Here is a 19,987-nt window from a genome sequence, read left to right as displayed (position 1 = left end):
ATCGCAATTTGATGAAGTGATGTTGATGGAGATCTATCCGGCCAGAGAGTTGCCGATGGAAGGGATTACATCGCAATGGTTGTTGGATAAAATGACAAATGACAATAAAAGACTGGTTCAGAAAGAAGACTTGATTTCGCTGATGAAAGCGTCTGATGCTCCAGTGATTGTTACAATAGGCGCCGGCGATGTAGGTGAAATGGTTCCGGATATTAAGAAAGCGTTGGAAAGTGGAGCGAACCGTTAATAAACTTGGGGTTGCTTGCGATTGATTCAATTGGCAATTGCTTCGAATACCGATGAAAATAAAGTTAATGAGATGAAAAAAATTAAATGGACAGACGTTCGGATAGTGCTCATGATAGGTGTGCTGATTTTTCTGTATTCGTTCTCGGCGACGCGAAATGAAGATAGAAAATTAGTTAAAACCGAAGTGAAATTCCTTGGGGAAAACACGCCTTTTGTTACCGATGAAATGGTTAATAACTTGTTAATACAAAATTTTAACAGTGTTACGAGCATACGAAAAGATAAAGTAGATTTGAATAGATTAGAGCTTGAACTCGATAATCATGAAATGATTGCCGATGCGCAGGTTTATGCTACTGTTGACGGAACTCTAAAAGCACTCGTAACGCAAAAGACCCCAATCGCTAGAGTGAGTAACGAAGTAAGTTCGTATTATATTGACTACGAAGGAAATAAAATGCCTTTGTCGGATAATTTTTCCGCAAGAGTACCGCTTGTTTTTGGGGAAATAAATGATGAAAACAGAAAAGGTCTGACGGAGGTTTTTCAAAAAATCCACGATGATGATTTTTTGAAAAAAAACATTACCGGCGCCAGGATTTTGGAGTCAGGTAGCTTATTGATGACCAACAGGAATTACAATTATGAAATTCTTTTCGGGAGACCGATCAATGTTGATAAGAAGTTTAATAATTACAAAGCTTTCTTCCAACATGCGATAAAGGACACTTTGATAGGCGAGTATAAAATGATTAATTTGAAGTTTACACAACAGGTTGTGTGCACCAAATAGAAGGAGATTATGGAAAAAGAAAGTATTGCAGTAGGGTTAGACATCGGGACTACCAAGATTGTTGCGATGATTGGCAAGAAAAATGAATATGGGAAGCTGGAGATTTTAGGCGTTGGAAAATCCAAAAGCCTTGGTGTGGCTCGTGGTGTTGTGAATAATATTACACAGACAATCCAGTCTATTCAGCAGGCTATTGCTGATGCCGAGGCGGATTCAGGTTACAAGATCAACGATGTGGTGGTAGGTATAGCCGGCCAGCACATTCGCAGTATTCAGCATAGCGATTATATCAGCAGAAGTAATCCCGAAGAGGTGATTGGTGATGCTGACATCGATTTGTTGATTAATCAGGTACACAAATTGGCAATGTTGCCGGGTGAGGAAATCATCCACGTGTTGCCGCAGGAATTCAAAATTGACGGCGAATCGGAAATTAAAGAGCCTATCGGAATGTATGGTGGCCGTTTGGAAGCCAGTTTTCACGTGGTGGTAGGTCAGGCTTCTTCCATCAGAAATGTGGGAAGATGTATTAAGAGTGCCGGATTGGATTTGTCAGGATTAACCTTGGAGCCGTTGGCATCTGCTGATGCGGTTTTAAGTCAGGAAGAAAAAGAAGCCGGTGTTGCGTTGATCGATATAGGAGGAGGTACTACGGATTTGGCCATTTTTAAAGATGGTATCATCCGTCATACTGCTGTTATTCCTTTTGGAGGTAACGTAATCACTGAAGATATCAAGGAAGGCTGTTCGATTATCGAAAAACAGGCGGAATTGTTAAAAGTGAAATTCGGATCTGCTTGGCCGGGTGAAAATAAAGACAATGAGATTGTTTCTATTCCGGGATTAAGAGGTCGTGAGCCAAAGGAAATTTCGTTGAAAAACCTTTCGAAAATCATTCACGCACGCGTAGTGGAAATCATCGAACAGGTTTTTGCAGAAATCAAAGCCTACGGACATGAGGATCCGCGTAAAAAGTTAATTGCCGGAATTGTGTTGACCGGTGGAGGTGCACAATTAAGTCACATCAAGCAATTGGTGGAGTATATTACAGGGATGGATACAAGAATCGGATACCCGAACGAGCATTTGGCCGGCGATTCTGATGAGGAAATTTCAAGTCCGATGTATGCTACAGCGGTTGGTTTGGTGATGAACAGTATCCGTAATAATACTAAAAGTGCAACGCCTTTAGTGGAAATAAAAAAAGAAGAACCGAAAATTGAAATCAAACCTCAAGTTGTAATTGAGGAACGGGTAGAAGAAGTTTTGGAGCCGGTGGAAGCGGTACAGCAAATGCAACAGCAGGGCCATAACGGAAAACAGCCGGAAATACAGGAATCTACCGGAGATAAAATAAAAAAAGGCTTTTTTGATAAGTATATAGAAAGAATTAAAGAATTTTTAGATAACGCAGAATAAAACCGATACAGTATGGAAAGCAATTCAGATTATGGAAGCATCTCATTTGATTTACCAAAAAATCAATCAAATGTTATTAAAGTTATTGGTGTAGGTGGAGGTGGTAGCAATGCCATCAATCACATGTTTAAGCAAGGGATTAAAGGAGTGGACTTTATCGTTTGTAATACCGATTCACAGGCGTTGCAAAATAGTTCTGTACCAAATAAAATTCAGTTGGGCGTTAATTTGACGGAAGGTCTTGGTGCAGGTGCAAATCCTGAAGTAGGACAGCAATCCGCTTTAGAGAGTATCGAGGAAATTGAAAAAATGTTGGATGCCAATACTAAAATGGTATTCATTACAGCCGGTATGGGTGGTGGAACAGGAACAGGTGCTGCTCCGGTTATCGCGCAGTTGGCTAAAGAAAGAGATATTCTTACTGTAGGTATTGTTACCATTCCGTTTCAATTTGAAGGAAAAGTTCGTCAGGACCAAGCGTTATCAGGTGTTGAAAGACTTAGAAAGCAGGTGGATTCTTTAATTGTTATCAATAATAATAAGTTAAGAGAAGTTTACGGAAATCTTGGTTTTAAAGCCGGATTCTCTAAAGCTGACGAAGTTTTAGCAACAGCTTCACGTGGTATTGCAGAGGTAATTACTCACCACTATACACAAAATATCGACTTGAAAGATGCTAAAACCGTACTGTCTAACAGCGGAACGGCAATCATGGGGTCAGCTACTGCATCAGGTGAAAACCGTGCAAAAGATGCGATTATCAATGCGTTGGATTCTCCATTGTTGAACGACAATAAGATTACAGGTGCTAAAAATGTATTGTTGCTTATTGTTTCCGGAACCAATGAAATTACAATTGACGAAATTGGAGAAATCAACGATCATATCCAAACGGAAGCGGGCTTCAATGCCAACATCATTATGGGGGTTGGAGAAGACGAATCGTTAGGAGACGCTGTGGCGGTAACAATTATCGCAACAGGGTTTAACGTAGAACAACAAGCGGAAATCGTAAATACGGAGCCAAAGAAAATTATTCACGCTTTGGAGGGTGAGCAGAAATTGGTTCAGGATTTAACACAAAAACCGATTGTTCCATCGTTTGATTTTTCAATTCCGACACAAGAGCCAAAAGCAGACCCGATTGTAGCTGAAGTTACTCCGGTGGTTGAAGAAAAGGTTGTGTTTACATTGGAAGAGGAGGTGGAAGTGGTTGAGGCAAAAAAGCCTATAGCAGAAGTGGATTTGATTCCGACTTCTGAATTCATCAATAATTTAGACGTATTTTTCGAAATCGTTTCGCCAATCGTTGAAGAGGCAAAATTTGAAATAAAAGACGTTCGTGAAATAGAGGTTTTCGGCGCAGAGATTGTAAGGCCGGAAATCGCTAAATCTGAAATTGAGCAAGTTCAGGAGCAGATCACATTTTCTTTTGATTTGACAAATGGAGGTGTTTCAACCAATGATGACCGTATGGTTTTTGATTTGTCGGAAGAAACCCGTGAAATGAAAGTGAATGAGCCGGTGCAGGTAGTTCCGGTTACTGAAGTAAATGAATCCGGGGTGATTCGTTATTCTTTGGATGATTACATGGAAAAAGAAACTGAATTGGCAAATTCAAAACCGGTAGCGGCAGAAGTGAAAGAAGAGCCTGTTCCGGCCGAATTGAACTTTACCATGAAAAGAGCAGAAGAGGCTCCTGTAGCAGAAATTCCGACTCCAGCTCCGGTGCAAACCCAAGCGCATTACGACGAAATTTCACCGGTAGAAATGACCATTGAAGAAACGTTGCGTATGCGTGCTGAAGAGCGCAAAAGAAAAATGAAAGAGTTCAACTACAAATTCAATAACAGCGCAAGTCGTGTTAATGAATTGGAAAAGGAACCCGCTTATAAAAGAATGGGAGTGGATTTAAATTCGGCTTCCATCGATAACAGTAAATCCCGCATGTCTTTGGGAATGGATAGTAACGACGACGTTCAGTTGCGTTCCAATAATTCCTTCCTTCATGATAATGTGGACTAACTAACCTTTTTTTGAGAAACCTTTAACCCGAAGCCGAAATGTTTCGGGTTATTTTTTTATCTTCGCATTGCAAAATAAAAATGGTTTCTGTCCTAATAGTTATATAGGAAGAGGTTCGGGAGTAAGTCATTTGGATTTTGTAATCAAAATTAGAAAATAGAAAAACAGATTGAGGAATATGAGTTTAGCAGCAAAAATCATGGAAGAAATGAAAACTGCCATGAAAGCAAAAGATACAGTAGCTTTAGAAGCGTTACGAGCGATAAAATCTGAATTATTATTGGCTCAGACTGCTTCAGGTTCAAAAGAAGAAATTTCAGAAGCTGATGAAATCAAGTTGTTACAGCGATTGGTAAAAATGCGTAAGGACAGTGCAGCGATATTTACAGATCAGAACCGTGCCGATTTAGCAGAACCGGAATTAGCTCAGGTAGCGGTTATCGAGAAATTCTTGCCTGCTCAGCTTTCAGAAGCGGAAGTGGAAGCTGTGGTTGCGCAAATCATTGCAGAGACCGGAGCATCAGGAATGGCATCAATGGGTAAGGTAATGGGATTGGCTACTGAAAAATTAGGCGGGACTGCTGAAGGGAAAACAATTTCCACTATCGTTAAAAAATTATTATCTTAATTTAGAATTTAGAATTTAGAATTTAGATTTGATAAGAGTCTTTTCTCTTTCTCTTTAATCTATATTCTTCTCCTAAAATACTGGCCTCGTAGTTCAACTGGATAGAATATCAGATTTCGGCTCTGAGGGTTGGGGGTTCGAACCCCTCCGAGGTCACAACTTAAAATGTAAAACGAATTTTTTTCTCAAAAACCTCTTGTTTTAAGAGGTTTTTTGTTTTTATCCATTTGTGGATTTACTTCAAAATGGTCGTCCTTATTGTTATTCCTGTATTTTTCACGAAGGGAGAATATGTCAACTAAGGGATATAGTTTTTGAAAATAAGTTACAAAACGCTCATTCCAAAAAAATAATGATAATTTTGTTTTTTGAAAAGTAGAAATCAACAGACAATGCTATGGTTTATATATTATTATCAATTATTATATTATTACTGATCGGTATTGTTTTTCTCATCATATATCTGTTCCGTTCGGGAAAAGAGAAAAAAAAATTACAGGAAAATTTTTCATTGCTCGAAATGAAAGTGAACGATCTGCACTTAGACAACCTCGGATCAAGATTTAATCCGCATCTTTTTAAAAACATTCTCAATTCCATCCAATCCCATGCTTATCAAACCTATTTCGCGTTAGATAAATTGGCAAATGTGCTGGATTATATTCTATATGAAAGCCAAAAGAAATTCGTCACCCCAAAAGAGGAAATCGAGTTTGCCTTGAATCTTATAGAAATCAATAAAACAAAAGTCAGCCCGCTTTTCGAACTGAAAGTGAAAACCAAAATAAAAGAAGGAGAAAAGCTCTATGAACAAAATTTACTGGCACCTTTAATTTCAATAGATTTAATTGAAAATGCCTTTAAACATGCCGATTTGCAAAGTTCGGATGCGTTTATTTCAATCGTATTTGAATTTAAGGATAACTGTTTTTATTTGACGGTTTCCAATAAGATTTCAGATAAAAAGGCATTAAAAAAAGAGAGGAGCGGTATTGGCGCTGCTACTTTGGAACAACGTTTAAAAATTTTATATAAAAATCAATTCAAATTGGATCGGTTTGTTGAAAATGACGTTTATATTGCTCACTTAAAAATTAATCTCCTTGAATACAAAACTCAGGTGCTTACTGTTGGATGATGAATTGCAGGGGCTGACCTACCTGAAAATGCTTTGTGAGCAAATCCCTGAATTGGAAATTGTAAAGGCATTTGACAATCCGGAAAAATTACTAGCCGAAATGCCTGCGCTCGATTTCGATTTATGCATATCAGACATAGAAATGCCGGGCATGGACGGTTTGTACCTTGCAAGTTTGCTCCAAAATAAATTAGTTGTTTTTACCACTGCGTATAAAAATTATGCCGTGGAAGCTTTTGAGGTTGATGCGGTTGATTACATTACAAAACCGGTAACGAAAGAGCGTTTGCAAAAAGCCGTTGTTAAAGCGTTGGAATCGTTTAACAAACCTACACTTGCCCAAAAGCAGATTCAGTTAAATACGGATAAGGGCAAGGCATTGTTGTATTTTCATCAAATGCAATACATTAAGACAGCGGCAACAGACAGCAGGGACAAAGAACTGTTTATGATGGATGGCAGCACTTTGGTTTTGAAGAATATTAATTTTGACTTCCTGTTGAGCCAACTTCCCGACGCCGATTTCTGCAGAATTAATAAAAAAGAGATTGTTGCTATGGCTGCCGTGAAGTTTTTCAGCCATAATGTAATAACACTGCAGCAGCAACAAAACAATAAAAAACTCATTACATTGACTTTGAGCGAAACCTATCGATCTGATTTTTTATTGAAAGTGAAAATCTAACTTATTACAAAGTTTTTCATTCTTGTTACATTCAACAGAAATTACCTCTCGTTTCTTTTCCTTCCTCAAAAATAGCGCACCATATTTGTGCTCAAATAATGCTAATTTAAATTTTTGAAAGGATGAGAAACCTTAAAAATTCGTTTTTTTATGTAATAATAATTGGTGGCTTTTCGGCTCTGATGTATTGGACGCTTTTGAAAGGAAAAACACTTGAAGCCGGGCGCAATATTATTTCAAATCAAACGGAAACCGGACATTGGAATGATTTTGTTTCTTCCATGATGCATAACCTGCAGCATCCTTTATCCATTCTTTTGGCTCAAATTGTTACCATTATTTTAGTGGCCCGTTTTTTTGGATGGGTATGCCGTAAAATCGGTCAGCCATCCGTAGTGGGTGAAATTATTGCCGGTGTCGTTTTAGGTCCGTCCTTAATCGGTATGTATTTTCCTGAATATTCAGCGCTGCTGTTTCCAAAAGATTCTTTGGGGAATTTGCAATTCTTAAGTCAGGTTGGACTGATTCTCTTCATGTTTGTTATCGGTATGGAGCTTGATTTGAAAGCCTTGCGAAATAAAGCTCATGACGCCGTTGTTATAAGTCATGCCAGTATCATTATCCCTTTTGCTTTAGGGTTGGGATTAGCCTATTTTATTTATGCTTCTTTTGCTCCGGCGGGTGTTGAATTCATTTCTTTCGGATTGTTCCTTGGTATCGCCATGAGTATTACTGCCTTTCCAGTTTTAGCCAGAATTGTTCAGGAACGTGGGATTCATAAAACGAAATTAGGGAGTATTGTTATTACTTGCGCGGCAGCAGACGATATTACCGCATGGTGCATTCTGGCAGCGGTGATTGCGATTGTAAAAGCAGGTTCTTTTATGAGTTCCTTGTATGTTATGGCATTGGCCATCATTTATGTGATGCTCATGCTTAAGGTGGTTCGCCCTTTTTTGAAGCGAGTCGGGGATTTAAACACCACACGGGAAAGTTTGAATAAGCCTGTGGTCGCGATTTTCTTTTTAACGTTACTATTGTCGTCTTATGCTTCGGAGTTGATAGGAATCCATGCCTTGTTTGGTGCTTTTATGGCTGGAACCATCATGCCTGAAAACAGCAAGTTCCGTAATATATTCATTGAAAAGGTGGAAGACGTATCCGTAATTGTTTTGCTTCCGTTGTTTTTTGTTTTTACCGGTTTGAGAACCCAGATCGGATTATTGAACGAGCCTCATTTATGGCAACTTGCCGGAGTAATTATTACCGTTGCGGTTGCGGGTAAATTTTTTGGCAGTGCCTTGGCGGCTAAATTTGTTGGTCATAACTGGAAAGACAGTCTGTCTATTGGGGCATTGATGAACACAAGAGGGTTGATGGAGCTGGTGGTGTTGAATATCGGTTACGATTTGGGCGTATTGTCAACTGAAATTTTCACCATGATGGTGATTATGGCTTTAGTGACCACTTTCATGACGGGCCCTGCTTTAGACTTGATTAATTATGCGTTCAGGACAAAACCTACGATGATTCCAGAAGAAATTGGAAATAAAAGCAAATATAAAATTCTGATCTCTTTTGCCACTCCTGAAAAAGGGAAATCATTATTGAAAATCGCAAACTGTTTGGTAAAGAAACAAACCGGAAATACAGTTGTAACGGCAATGCATTTGTCTTTAAGTTCGGAGGTGCATACTTTCGATGTGAAAGATTATGAAAAAGAAACATTTTTACCATTGATTGCCGAATCGGAAAGTCTGAACCAAAAAATAATCACTCTGTTTAAAATTTCCACGGATATCGATTCTGAAATCACGGAGACTGCCAATCACGGAGATTACGATTTGTTGTTAATCGGCTTAGGGCAATCTATTTTTGAGGGTACTCTTCTTGGTAAAATACTTGGTTTTACAACACGAATTATTAATCCCGATCGCTTTATAGATAAAATAACCGGTAAGGAAGGCTTGTTTGAAAATTCGCCGTTTGATGAGCGAACAAGACAGATTATAGCCAACAGTAAAATGCCTGTAGGGATTCTTGTAGATAAAAATTTAGAAGAAGTCAATCAGGTGTTTATTCCCATTTTTAGTAAAGAAGACGCTTTTTTAATTGAGTTCGCCCAAAAATTAATTCACAATAATGGTTCTCAAATTACGGTATTGGATGCCGTTGGTCAAATAAAGAATAATCAGGCAATTCAGGAAACGGTCCGTGCCATAGAACAAATAGCACCTAACCATATTATGCTCACACAGGACAGAACAATGAAAAAGGAATTTTTAGAACGACAGGATCTGATGATTATAAGTTTGGACAGTTGGAAAAAGCAAATAGCCTCTCAAGGGGTCTGGCTTAATAATACACCTTCTATATTAATTGTTAAACCCTAAAAATATGAATATTGGTTTCAATAAGGGTTTGCCATGGTTGTTTTCGTTACTCTTTACGCATGCTAGTTTCTCTCAAAACGAAGCAGAATTCAAAACTAAGGCTGAAAAAAAGATTGAGATTGGTTTTGAAGGAATGATTGGTCTTTCTTTCGGCGATAAGATTATTGGGATAAATGTTGGTGGACCAAGCCTTAAATACAAATGCAATAAAAATATAAAAATTGGAGTTGGTGCATTTCCATCATTGGTTGTTTTTGATGAAAAGGCCTATCCGAAGTTAGGCGTTTCCCCAATTCTCGATTACAAACAATGGATGTTTATAGTTCCTTACTACGGATATGATATTTTAGACAGAATGATTTGGACCTACGGTCTGGGTTATAAATTTTGATGGTTGCGATTCTCATGATGGTTTAAGAACTTACCAAACAAAATCGATAGGTTAAAGAAAAACAGCCTCCTTTGAATTTAGTGAATAATGTTAAATAGTTCTTTTCCGTTTAATTCTCTTTACTAAGCGCTAAAAGGAGAACCGTTACTCATGAAATATACTCTTTTCAGCACCACAATAAAAAAAGAGACAAAATGTTGGGTTTTGTTTCTTTTTTTTTATTTTTAGACGGTCCGTTAGAAATGATGGATCTTGTTTTTTAAGCAAGTGAAAAATAACTAAGCCACTAAAATCTGTAAATTGGAATTCTTGGAAGCGTTTCTGTTCGGTTTTGTTGCGTTTATTTTTGTCGGATTGTTCCTTTTTAAGGTATTCGAGAAAGTGTACGTTGCGCTCTTAAATAAACCTCTTTACATTCACTTTTATCCTTTTTTAAAACGTTTAAAGCGTTCGCAGCGCGTATTCTTAAGAAACGAATTCGTTTTTTATAGTAAGCTTACCAGAAAAGAGAAAAAGTATTTTGAACACCGCGTAGTGAATTTTATTGCAGAATATGAATTTGTCGGTAAATCCGGTTTGGTAGTCAATGATCAGATGAAAGTTCATATAGCGGCCACATCCACGATGCTGACTTTCGGAATGAAAAATTATCTCTATGATGTTTTTGAGCATATATTAATTTATCCCGACGAATATTATTCCACTACAACGGCACAATACCATAAAGGCGAGTTTAATCCGAGGGTTAAGGTAATCGCTTTTTCCTGGAAGGATTTTCAACAGGGCTTCAGCATCCAAAATAACAATCACAATCTGGGACTTCACGAATTTGCCCATGCGCTTAATTTTCAGGCCATGAAAAGCAATAATACCAGTATGAATATATTTTCGGGCATGTTTGATGAAATAATGCGGGATATCCATCATCTGCCTAATGCAAAACGCCTGATTGAGTCAAACTACTTCCGGATTTATGCTTATACCAACAAGTATGAGTTTCTGGCTGTTATACTGGAGCATTTTTTTGAGAGCCCAGATCAATTCAAAAGAGAATTCCCGGAATTGTACCATAAGGTTGAATTGATGATCAATTTCAAAGGCAGTCGCTAAAATTTTGTTAAATACTATACTAAAGGTCTGTTAAAAAAAAGATTAAGAAGTAGCTTTGTTTAAACCAAATCCAAATATTGGAGTCATAAAGCACATATCCTATTTCTTATGAAACCCAAATACATAATTTACTTACTGCTTTCCATCGTTTTGGGAGGTTTGATTTTTTACAGAATATCCGAAAATAAAGAAAAAGAAGGAAAAGGAAAAGACAAAGGCGGAGATAAAAAACCGGCAAAAGTCACCGGTATTGTTTTAATGCCACAGGTTTTTTCCGATAATCTATCACTTTCAGGTTCGATTGATGCGAATGAACAGGTAGAAATTCGCAGCGAGGTTTCCGGTATTGTGGAAAGCATCAATTTTGTCGAAGGAACGGTTGTTTCCAAAGGACAGCAGCTTTTTAAGATCAATGATCTTGAACTTCGCGCCCAATTGTCGCAGGCAAAAACAAAACAGACTTTAGCTTCGGAAAACGAGAGAAGAGCTCGATTACTGCTGGCAAAAGAAGCCATAAGCCAGGAAGAATATGATGTCGCAAGCGCTGATTTTCGTTCGGCAAAAGCACAAACACAATTGATTCAGGCCCAAATTGCCAAAACTTCTGTGAAAGCTCCTTTTTCAGGTAAAATCGGACTTCGTTCCATTTCCAAAGGAACTTATGTTACTCCAACAACGATTGTCGCTAATCTGGTAAATACCAATCAGGTGAAAATTACTTTTTCCATCCCTGAAAAATACGCTACGCAAATGAAGATCAATACCGAACTTTCATTCACCGTGGCGGGTTCCACTGAAAAATTTCTGGCGAAAGTTTATGCCATCGAACCTGGAATTGAAGTGGAAACCCGAACTTTAAAAATGAGAGCCATTGCTGATAATCCAAATGGGAAACTGATTCCGGGGACTTTTGCAAGCATTGCATTGCCGTTGGATAAAATTAATGATGCCTTATTGGTGCCGACCGAAGCTTTGATTCCGGTTCAAAACGGAAAAAAAGTGTTTATTTCGATTGGAGGAAAAGCAAAAGAAGTGATGGTGGAAACCGGAGCCCGTACCGACAAAGAGGTTTTAGTGTTATCCGGTCTTAAAGCAGGGGATACCCTTTTAACCAGCGGCGTTATGATGCTGAAAGAAGATTCGCCTGTAAAAGTAAATTTAAAGTAAGATAAAAGTACAGATTATGAGTTTATCCACTTTAAGTATAAAAAGACCCGTACTTACCATTGTACTCAACCTGTTGCTGATACTTTTCGGAATCATCGGGTACACTTTTTTGGGAGTGCGTGAATTTCCATCCATCGACCCGGCACAAATATCGGTGCAGACGAATTATTCCGGTGCGAATGCTGATATTATCGAATCTCAAATTACTGAGCCTTTAGAGAAAGCGGTAAATTCCATTGATGGGATCAGAAATATATCGTCTTCCAGCAGTCAGGGACGAAGCAATATTAATATCGAATTTGATCTCGATAAAAATCTGGAAGAGGCTGCTAATGACGTTCGCGATAAGGTGTCGCAAGCAGTTCGAAGTCTGCCACAGGATATTGATGCGCCACCGGTAGTTTCTAAAGCCGATGCGGATTCGGAACCCATTATTACCATGACGGTTCAAAGTGACAATAAAAATGTTCTTGAACTGACGGATTATGCTGATAATGTACTTTCCCAACGTCTGCAAACGATTCCGGGCGTGAGTAGTGTTCAGATTTGGGGACAGCGTAAATACGCCATGCGTTTATGGATTGATCCGGTAAAACTGGCTTCTTACGGTTGTACGGTGGCGGATGTGCGTGCTGCATTGAATAGGCAGAATGTAGAACTGCCTTCCGGAAAATTAACAGGTGCCAACACCGAACTTACAGTGAAGACCCTCGGAAATATTTCTACGGAAGAAGGGTTCAATAATATTATCATTAAAGCGGAAGGGGATAAAATTGTCCGCCTCAGCGATATAGGAAAAGCCTCTTTGGAAGCGGAAAATCTGGAAACGAAATTGTCAGATTCCGGTCAGCCGATGGTAGGTTTGGCCATTATTCCGCAACCCGGAACCAATTATCTCGACATTGCCGAAAAATTCTATGAGAAATATGATCAGTTAAAAAAAGATCTGCCAAAAGATTTTAAACTGAATATTGCCGTTGATAACACGGTTTTTGTGAAAAAAGCCGTTCTGGAAGTAGCGGAAACCTTGCTGTTGTCCATTGTTCTTGTAGTCTTGATTATTTATTTGTTCTTCAGGGATTGGGCGATTGCCTTCCGTCCGCTAATTGATATTCCGGTTTCATTAATTGCAACTTTTTTCATCATGTATTTGTGCGGGTTTTCGGTTAATGTACTAACATTACTGGCAATCGTATTAGCGACTGGGCTGGTAGTGGATGACGGAATCGTGGTGACCGAAAACATTTTCAAGAAAGTGGAAGAGGGCATGACACCTATCGAAGCAGCTATAAAAGGCTCCAATGAGATTTTCTTTGCGGTAATTTCCATTTCGATCACTCTGGCAGCGGTTTTCCTTCCTGTGATTTTTCTTGAAGGATTTGTGGGGAGATTGTTCCGTGAATTTGGTGTGGTGATTGGTGCTGCCGTATTGATTTCGGCATTTGTATCGTTAACACTTACGCCAATGCTAAACGCTTATCTGATGAAAGGCGGCGAGCAGAAAAAATCTAAAATTTACGATTTGACTGAACCGTTTTTTCAGAAAATGAATTCGTCTTATGCCGAAACACTGACGGCTTTTATGAAGAAAAAATGGTTGAGTTTCCCAATATTGATTGGCTGTTTCGGATTGATTTTTATATTTTTCAATGTTCTTCAAAAAGAGACTGCTCCGTACGACGACCGTAGTTTTATCAGCGTAAACGTAACTGCCCCCGAAGGTGCTTCGTATGACTATATGGATCGTTTTATGGGCGAACTGACAGAGCTGGTAAACGATTCGATTCCGGAGAAAAAAGTAAGTTTGATTATCACTTCTCCCGGGTTTGGATCTTCTTCTGTAAATTCAGGGAGAGCCAGGATAGCCTTGGTTCAGCCGGAGGAAAGGGGAAAGTCGCAAAAAGAAATTGCGGAAAATCTGACCAAATGGACCAAGCAATATTCGGAAGCGAAATTAAATGTTTCGGAATCACCGACAATTGCCGTAAACCGAAGAGGTGGAATGCCGATTCAGTTTGTGATTCAAGCGCCGAATTTTAAAAAACTGGAACAGAAGATTCCGCAGTTTATGGATGAAGTGGAAAATGATCCGACGTTCTCCAATTCGGATGTCAACCTGAAATTCAACAAACCTGAAATATATGTGACCATCGATCGGGAAAAAGCACAAAGCCTTGGTGTTTCGGTAATCGATGTTGCGCAAACGTTACAGCTTTCTTTAAGCGGACAGCGTTTTGGTTATTTCATGATGAACGGTAAACAATACCAGGTAATGGGTCAATTCGATAAAAAAGACCGAAATGCACCAATGGATCTGACTTCGATTTTCGTGAAAAGTTCCAGCGGGCAATTGATTCAGTTAGATAATTTGGTTACCGTGGAAGAGCAAAGCAGTCCGCCGCAGTTATATCACAATAATCGTTATATGTCGGCGACGGTTTCTGCCGGTCTGGCTCCAGGGAAAAGTATCGGAGACGGGATTGATGCCATGGAGCGTATTAAGGAAAAAGTATTGGATGATACTTTTACAACCGATTTAAGTGGCGAATCACGAGATTTTCAAGAGAGCAGTTCGAATACCTCTTTTGCTTTCGGGTTGGCATTGTTGCTGATATTTTTAATATTGGCGGCTCAATTTGAAAGTTTTATAGACCCATTTATTATTATCTTAACGGTGCCGATGGCGGTGGCGGGAGCGTTGTTCTCACTTTGGTTGTTCGGACAAACCTGGAATATTTTCAGTCAGATCGGAACAGTGATGCTGATTGGTCTGGTGACGAAGAACGGTATTTTAATTGTAGAATTTGCGAATCAGTTGAGGGAACAGGGGAAACCCAAATATCAGGCGATTTTAGAAGCTTCCGAATCCCGATTGCGTCCTATTTTAATGACGAGTTTGGCTATTGCTTTGGGCGCGTTGCCTATTGCATTGTCTTTAGGAGCTGCATCAACCAGTCGAATTGGGATGGGGGTAGTTATCGTTGGCGGAACTTTGTTTTCTTTATTGTTAACGTTATTCGTGATTCCGGCTGTTTATTTAATGTGGTCAAGGGAAAAGAAACACCGACCTGAATTTGATAATATCGATAAATATGAAAAATAAAATTTTGTATCAAATAGCATTGCTGTTAACGGCTGTTTTCAACTGTGGAGCCCAGGAGGTTTTAACGGTTGAGGAGGCGGTGCAGATTGCATTGAAAAATAATTACGATATTAAAATTTCCGCAAATGAACTGGAAGTTAGCAAAGAGAATAAAAGTATTGCTAATGCGGGGATGTTGCCTAGGATAGATGGAACATTCAGTCAGAACAATAATATCCAAAATACCAAGCAAACACAGTCAACGGGTGAGGTCCGTGAACTGAATGATGCTAAAAACAACACAATGACTTACGGTGCGAATTTAGGATGGACCGTTTTTGATGGTTTTAAAATGTTTGCCCGTTATGATCAGTTGAAAACATTTGAAAAACAAGGAGAGACACAATTAAAACTGATGGTTTTGACGAAAGTCAGTGACGTTATGACTACTTACTACGATTTAGTAAAACAACAACAGTTGATTCAGGCGTTGGATACGACGATTATGATTTCCAAACAGCGATTAAAGTTGGCAGAAAACCGTTTTTCGATAGGGAAAGCTTCCAAACTGGAAGTGTTAAACGCGGAGGTTGATTTGAATCAGGATTTGTCTAATATCTTGTTGCTTAAGCAGGTTTTTCAAATCACAAAAGTAAATCTGAACGAACTTTTAGCGCGTGATATGGCAACCGATTTTACTGTAGTGGAAGAAGTTCATGTTGACGACAAATTGCAGTTGAAGGATTTGGAGGATTTGGTCGAAAAACAAAATCTGCAGTTGCAGTTGGCTATAATCAATAAAAAAGTAGCCGAATTGGATTTAAAGCAGGTGAAGGCAGAAAGGTACCCCACGGTAAGATTAAATACAGGTTATAATTTCAATAAATCAGAGTCCAGTTTAGGATTCGTTTCGCAGTCTTCAAGTAATGGGTTTAATTACGGTGTATCGGCTTCGTTGAATATTTTTAACGGGTTTCTGCAAACAAAAAATGAAAAAGTGGCCAAACTTCAGGTTGAAAACTCTACGCTTTTTATAGAACAACAAAAACAAGTGGTAAACTCTCAACTGCATTCGACGTATCAAATGTATCTGACCAATGTGGCTTTGGCTAAATTGGAAGAACACAATGAAGAGATTGCCAAAAAGAATCTTGAAATCACAGTGGAGAAATTCAAATTAGGATCGATTCCGACAATAGAATTCAGAAACGCGCAGGAGAACTATATTAATGTTAAAGCGAGAAATACCAGTGCCAAATTTCAGGCCAAAATTTCAGAAGTGATGTTGCAGGAAATTGCCGGAAATATAAAATTCTGATAAGGTCGGATATTTGTTGTCTATTTTGTAACTTTATGGATGTAATTTTCTCATTGTCAAAATAATAGTCCTATGAAAAAACATGTAGACGTGTCCACCATCATGACGCAGAATATTGTGAAACTGAATTTGACAGACGATTTGACTAAAGCCGAGAGTTTGTTTAAGGAACATAAAATCCGCCACATTCCTGTGGTTAACGGGAATAAAATTTTAGGCATTTTGAGTTATACGGATTTGCTTAAGATATCTTATGCAGATGCCGCCGATGACGAAGATGAAGTGGTTGATGTGACCGTTTATAACATGTTTACCATTGAGCAGGTTATGTCTAAAAAGTTGGTTACGATAACACCGGAGACTTCAATAAAAGAGGCGGCCGAAATCCTGGCAAAAAGGGAGTTTCACGCGCTGCCGGTTTGCGAAGGTGATTTACTGATAGGTATGGTGACTACAACTGATTTAATCAGGTATTTGATTGACCAGTATGAATAAAAAAAGGCGCTGAAATTAAGCGCCTTTTTTATTATATTTCAGTGATTTTTTTCAAATCTGCGATGGTTGCAATAGGGTCTTCTGCCCTGAAAACGTAGCTTCCGGCTACCAATACATCTGCACCTGCTTCAACAAGTTGTTTTGCGTTTTTATTGGTTACTCCTCCATCAATTTCGATAAGGGTTGAAGCGCCGTTTCTAATGATGATTTCTTTAAGTTGTTTTATTTTCTTATATGTGTTTTCAATGAAAGACTGACCTCCAAAACCTGGATTAACACTCATAATGCAAACCAAATCAATATCATTGATAAGATCTTCCAAAAGTGATACGCTGGTATGAGGGTTTAGCGCCACTCCTGCTTTCATGCCTTCAGCTTTGATAGCCTGTAAAGTGCGGTGCAAATGCGTGGAGGCTTCATAATGAACCACTAGAATATCGGAACCTAATTCTTTAAATGTTTTGATGTAGCGATCCGGATCGACTATCATCAGGTGAACATCAATGGTTTTTTTTGCATGTTTATTGATTGCTTCCAAAACCGGCATCCCGAAAGAAATGTTCGGAACGAAAACGCCATCCATAATGTCAATGTGGAACCAATCGGCTTCACTTTTATTGATCATTTCGATATCGCGCTGTAAGTTGGCGAAATCTGCTGCAAGTACCGATGGTGCTATAATTGCTTGTTTGCTCATTTTGTAATTGTATTGTTGTGTTGTTGTATTGTTGTATTGTTGTGCAAAGATAGTTAAAGTTATTGATAATGGGTTACGTGTTTTTGTAGGGTATGTTAAGCGGTTTTAGAATTTCGATGAATTGATAACCATTTCACAGGGCGTGATATAAAAAGCAAAACTCCGGAAACCCGAGCGTTTTAACGCGAACAGACTGGAGTTTTGATTAATAAAAAGCAAAACTCCGGTAATCAGCCGGAGTTTCAATCATCAATCAAAAAACGAACAGTTATTGAAACTGTTGTTATTTTTAATATTTTCAGGAATAGAGGTCAAATTTCAAGTGCGTAAAGTTAAAATAAACAATTTAAATTACAACTTTTTTTTGACATTTCAAATTATCCTAAATAAGTTTTAAGAATTTTACTTCTTGAAGTATGTTTCAATCTGCGAATGGCTTTCTCTTTAATCTGACGAACACGCTCACGGGTTAAATCAAAAGTTTCTCCAATTTCTTCCAAAGTCATCGGATGCTGATCGCCTAAACCGAAATACAAACGAACTACGTCGGCTTCTCTCGGAGTAAGTGTTTCTAAAGCTCTTTCAATTTCTGTACGCAACGACTCGTGTATTAATTCTCTGTCCGGATTAGGTGATTCGCCTGAACGCAATACATCATACAAGTTAGAATCTTCACCTTCCACAAGCGGGGCATCCATTGACAAATGACGGCCGGAGTTTTTCATGCTCTCTTTTACGTCATTAACTGTCATGTCCAATTCCTGTGCAATTTCTTCTGCTGAAGGAGCACGCTCGTTAGATTGTTCTAACAAAGCATACATTTTATTGATTTTATTAATCGAACCAATTTTATTCAATGGTAAACGAACAATACGCGACTGCTCGGCCAATGCCTGAAGGATCGACTGACGGATCCACCATACGGCATACGATATAAATTTAAACCCGCGGGTTTCATCGAAACGTTGCGCGGCCTTAATTAACCCTAAATTACCTTCGTTAATCAAATCGGGTAAAGTCAATCCCTGATTCTGATACTGCTTTGCTACTGAAACCACGAAACGCAAGTTGGCTTTTGTCAGCTTTTCCAATGCTCTCTGGTCTCCGGCTTTTATTCGCTGTGCTAATTCTACCTCTTCATCTGCAGTAATTAAATCAACTTTCCCAATTTCCTGAAGGTATTTGTCTAAAGAAGCGGTTTCACGGTTGGTAACCTGCTTGGTGATTTTAAGTTGTCTCATCTAAGAATCTCCTTGTCTTTTAAGTGTTCAGATTGTTATACGTCTATAATGCAGAAAAAGTTACACTGTTTTTAAAAAATAACAGCTCTCCCAGAAAAAAAATGCTGAAAGAGCTGTTAAAACAGAATAACTAACCCTATAATTTTCGCGTAGCTGTCCAGCTTCCGCTTTGTAGTGTCTCGTTTTGCCAATTTCCACTCATGGTATTCTTGCTGATAGTACCAGAGAATGTGCCTCCTTCGAACGTGCCTGAAATAGATGTCCCGCTTACGATGCCGTCCAGATAAATTGCGTTTATTTCACCGGTCGGAACTGCCAATCCAAGTGTGTAATTGTCATTTGGAGTTTCAGGATTAGAAGTTGTGGCGATATTGAAGACCCCGCTGTCATCCCCGCTAAAAGTGCCCAGATAACATTTGATGTGTTCAAAAGAATATTCTTTGAGTATCTGTGCATATGGGTTAGGGTGTCCGCTGATGTTTAAATTGTCTATAGTTGGATTTTCGCCATCGGCATCAACACTAAAATCAAATGAGGAACTTCCGCTTGTAAATGTTAAACCTGTTATAGGTTGTCCCTCACTTACACTTTCGGTTGTCGTATAATTATAATCGACATCGTTGATTTTCATTTTTGCTGAAACCAATCCGTTGTTGTAAATGTTTACATAGACGGTTCCTGACGAACCAATAAAAATACCTTTATATACCCCATAGCTGCTGGCATCGTATTCGGATTTTGCTTCGGGGCCTGTGGAAAGCTGCTCATCAGCAGGGATTGATGATGACGAATTATTGTCATCCGCGCAACTCAAGAAAGATAAACCAATGATGAAAAGAAAAATAATTTTTCTCATGCTGTCCGATTTTTAAGATGAACATAAATTTACTTACTTTCATTTTCAGAAAAATGATGTTGCCTCTGTAAATCGATTAAATGTCAGATATTTCGGTTGATTATTCTACGAGTATGCTTCTTTTAACCGATACGGCATCTCCTTTATCTGTAAAACCTTCAATCGAGATTTCGAAGATTCCTTTTATGTCAGAAGAATAGAAAAAAAGCGTCGTTTCTTTTTCATTCAGTGATACTTCAGGTTCCCAAAGCAGTTGGTAGCGGTAATCCGGGATTTTTCCGTTTTCTTTTTTAGTGTAAT

16 protein-coding genes, 1 tRNA gene and 2 pseudogenes are annotated in these 19,987 nt (G+C 38.6%); 15 read left to right on the top strand and 4 right to left on the bottom strand.

The genetic code is table 11. The features are described 5' to 3' along the window. The 15 genes and pseudogenes from VLB74_RS03150 to VLB74_RS03080 form a co-directional block, all read left to right on the top strand. A pseudogene (locus VLB74_RS03150) lies at window positions 1–247 on the top strand (UDP-N-acetylmuramate--L-alanine ligase); the annotation flags it as partial. A gap of 72 nt (window positions 248–319) precedes the next feature. Then, on the top strand, window positions 320–1,042 hold the full coding sequence (locus tag VLB74_RS03145) for a cell division protein FtsQ/DivIB (protein WP_325202010.1): 723 nt from the start codon (window positions 320–322) through the stop codon (window positions 1,040–1,042). Between the two features lie 9 nt (window positions 1,043–1,051). Further along, complete coding sequence (gene ftsA / locus VLB74_RS03140) at window positions 1,052–2,461, top strand: cell division protein FtsA (RefSeq protein ID WP_325202009.1); 1,410 nt, start codon at window positions 1,052–1,054, stop codon at window positions 2,459–2,461. A 12-nt stretch (window positions 2,462–2,473) separates the two neighbouring features. Next, on the top strand, window positions 2,474–4,486 hold the full coding sequence (ftsZ, locus tag VLB74_RS03135) for a cell division protein FtsZ (protein WP_325202008.1): 2,013 nt from the start codon (window positions 2,474–2,476) through the stop codon (window positions 4,484–4,486). A 178-nt stretch (window positions 4,487–4,664) separates the two neighbouring features. After that, window positions 4,665–5,114 carry a GatB/YqeY domain-containing protein gene (locus VLB74_RS03130; RefSeq protein WP_325202007.1) on the top strand — a complete coding sequence of 150 codons (450 nt, stop codon included), beginning with the start codon at window positions 4,665–4,667 and terminating at the stop codon, window positions 5,112–5,114. Between the two features lie 82 nt (window positions 5,115–5,196). After that, window positions 5,197–5,270, top strand: a tRNA-Arg gene (locus VLB74_RS03125). Between the two features lie 241 nt (window positions 5,271–5,511). Beyond that, a complete protein-coding gene (locus VLB74_RS03120; protein ID WP_325202006.1) occupies window positions 5,512–6,252 on the top strand; it encodes a sensor histidine kinase in 741 nt (246 codons plus the stop codon). Then, entirely contained in the window at window positions 6,218–6,937 is a 720-nt protein-coding gene (locus tag VLB74_RS03115; protein WP_325202005.1) for a LytR/AlgR family response regulator transcription factor, read from the top strand. Before VLB74_RS03120 ends, VLB74_RS03115 begins: the two co-directional genes overlap by 35 nt. A 122-nt stretch (window positions 6,938–7,059) precedes the next feature. After that, the gene (locus VLB74_RS03110; RefSeq protein ID WP_325202004.1) at window positions 7,060–9,330 is read left to right on the top strand and encodes a cation:proton antiporter; all 2,271 of its coding nucleotides are present in this window, start codon (window positions 7,060–7,062) and stop codon (window positions 9,328–9,330) included. A gap of 4 nt (window positions 9,331–9,334) precedes the next feature. Next, window positions 9,335–9,721, top strand: coding sequence for a hypothetical protein (locus VLB74_RS03105; RefSeq protein WP_325202003.1), 387 nt, complete (start codon window positions 9,335–9,337; stop codon window positions 9,719–9,721). Window positions 9,722–10,021: 300 nt separating this feature from the next. After that, window positions 10,022–10,831: a zinc-dependent peptidase gene (locus tag VLB74_RS03100; protein WP_325202002.1), complete on the top strand. Its 810-nt coding sequence runs from the start codon at window positions 10,022–10,024 to the stop codon at window positions 10,829–10,831. A 108-nt stretch (window positions 10,832–10,939) separates the two neighbouring features. Further along, window positions 10,940–11,998, top strand: a complete 1,059-nt coding sequence (locus VLB74_RS03095; protein WP_325202001.1) for an efflux RND transporter periplasmic adaptor subunit — start codon at window positions 10,940–10,942, stop codon at window positions 11,996–11,998. A gap of 16 nt (window positions 11,999–12,014) precedes the next feature. Then, window positions 12,015–15,101, top strand: coding sequence for an efflux RND transporter permease subunit (locus VLB74_RS03090; RefSeq protein ID WP_325202000.1), 3,087 nt, complete (start codon window positions 12,015–12,017; stop codon window positions 15,099–15,101). Then, complete coding sequence (locus VLB74_RS03085; RefSeq protein ID WP_325201999.1) at window positions 15,091–16,398, top strand: TolC family protein; 1,308 nt, start codon at window positions 15,091–15,093, stop codon at window positions 16,396–16,398. Before VLB74_RS03090 ends, VLB74_RS03085 begins: the two co-directional genes overlap by 11 nt. Window positions 16,399–16,470: 72 nt before the next feature. Continuing rightward, a complete protein-coding gene (locus VLB74_RS03080) occupies window positions 16,471–16,893 on the top strand; it encodes a CBS domain-containing protein (protein WP_325201998.1) in 423 nt (140 codons plus the stop codon). Between the two features lie 31 nt (window positions 16,894–16,924). On the opposite strand, the gene rpe is transcribed toward VLB74_RS03080, so the two are convergent. The 4 genes and pseudogenes from rpe to VLB74_RS03060 all read right to left on the bottom strand — a co-directional run. Beyond that, window positions 16,925–17,590, bottom strand: coding sequence for a ribulose-phosphate 3-epimerase (rpe, locus tag VLB74_RS03075; protein WP_325201997.1), 666 nt, complete (start codon window positions 17,588–17,590; stop codon window positions 16,925–16,927). Between the two features lie 377 nt (window positions 17,591–17,967). Next, a complete protein-coding gene (locus tag VLB74_RS03070; RefSeq protein ID WP_023573483.1) occupies window positions 17,968–18,831 on the bottom strand; it encodes a sigma-70 family RNA polymerase sigma factor in 864 nt (287 codons plus the stop codon). A 136-nt stretch (window positions 18,832–18,967) separates the two neighbouring features. Continuing rightward, window positions 18,968–19,687, bottom strand: a complete 720-nt coding sequence (locus VLB74_RS03065; RefSeq protein WP_325201996.1) for a hypothetical protein — start codon at window positions 19,685–19,687, stop codon at window positions 18,968–18,970. A 100-nt stretch (window positions 19,688–19,787) separates the two neighbouring features. Continuing rightward, window positions 19,788–19,987, bottom strand: a pseudogene (locus VLB74_RS03060) (hypothetical protein); the annotation flags it as partial.

It is taken from the genome of Flavobacterium sp., from assembly GCF_035456225.1.
Lineage (GTDB): Bacteria > Bacteroidota > Bacteroidia > Flavobacteriales > Flavobacteriaceae > Flavobacterium.
Note: the sequence above shows the minus strand (reverse complement) of the source record. Positions and strands in the feature narration are given on the sequence as shown.

Bases quoted from the DNA above. Each gene is read 5' to 3' on its own strand.
- rpe (WP_325201997.1), bottom strand. From the start codon at position 17,590: ATGAGCAAACAAGCAATTATAGCACCATCGGTACTTGCAGCAGATTTC.
- VLB74_RS03070 (WP_023573483.1), bottom strand. From the start codon at position 18,831: ATGAGACAACTTAAAATCACCAAGCAGGTTACCAACCGTGAAACCGCT.
- VLB74_RS03130 (WP_325202007.1), top strand. From the start codon at position 4,665: ATGAGTTTAGCAGCAAAAATCATGGAAGAAATGAAAACTGCCATGAAA.
- ftsA (WP_325202009.1), top strand. From the start codon at position 1,052: ATGGAAAAAGAAAGTATTGCAGTAGGGTTAGACATCGGGACTACCAAG.
- VLB74_RS03110 (WP_325202004.1), top strand. From the start codon at position 7,060: ATGAGAAACCTTAAAAATTCGTTTTTTTATGTAATAATAATTGGTGGC.
- ftsZ (WP_325202008.1), top strand. From the start codon at position 2,474: ATGGAAAGCAATTCAGATTATGGAAGCATCTCATTTGATTTACCAAAA.
- VLB74_RS03065 (WP_325201996.1), bottom strand. From the start codon at position 19,687: ATGAGAAAAATTATTTTTCTTTTCATCATTGGTTTATCTTTCTTGAGT.
- VLB74_RS03090 (WP_325202000.1), top strand. From the start codon at position 12,015: ATGAGTTTATCCACTTTAAGTATAAAAAGACCCGTACTTACCATTGTA.
- VLB74_RS03095 (WP_325202001.1), top strand. From the start codon at position 10,940: ATGAAACCCAAATACATAATTTACTTACTGCTTTCCATCGTTTTGGGA.
- VLB74_RS03145 (WP_325202010.1), top strand. From the start codon at position 320: ATGAAAAAAATTAAATGGACAGACGTTCGGATAGTGCTCATGATAGGT.
- VLB74_RS03120 (WP_325202006.1), top strand. From the start codon at position 5,512: ATGGTTTATATATTATTATCAATTATTATATTATTACTGATCGGTATT.
- VLB74_RS03080 (WP_325201998.1), top strand. From the start codon at position 16,471: ATGAAAAAACATGTAGACGTGTCCACCATCATGACGCAGAATATTGTG.
- VLB74_RS03105 (WP_325202003.1), top strand. From the start codon at position 9,335: ATGAATATTGGTTTCAATAAGGGTTTGCCATGGTTGTTTTCGTTACTC.
- VLB74_RS03085 (WP_325201999.1), top strand. From the start codon at position 15,091: ATGAAAAATAAAATTTTGTATCAAATAGCATTGCTGTTAACGGCTGTT.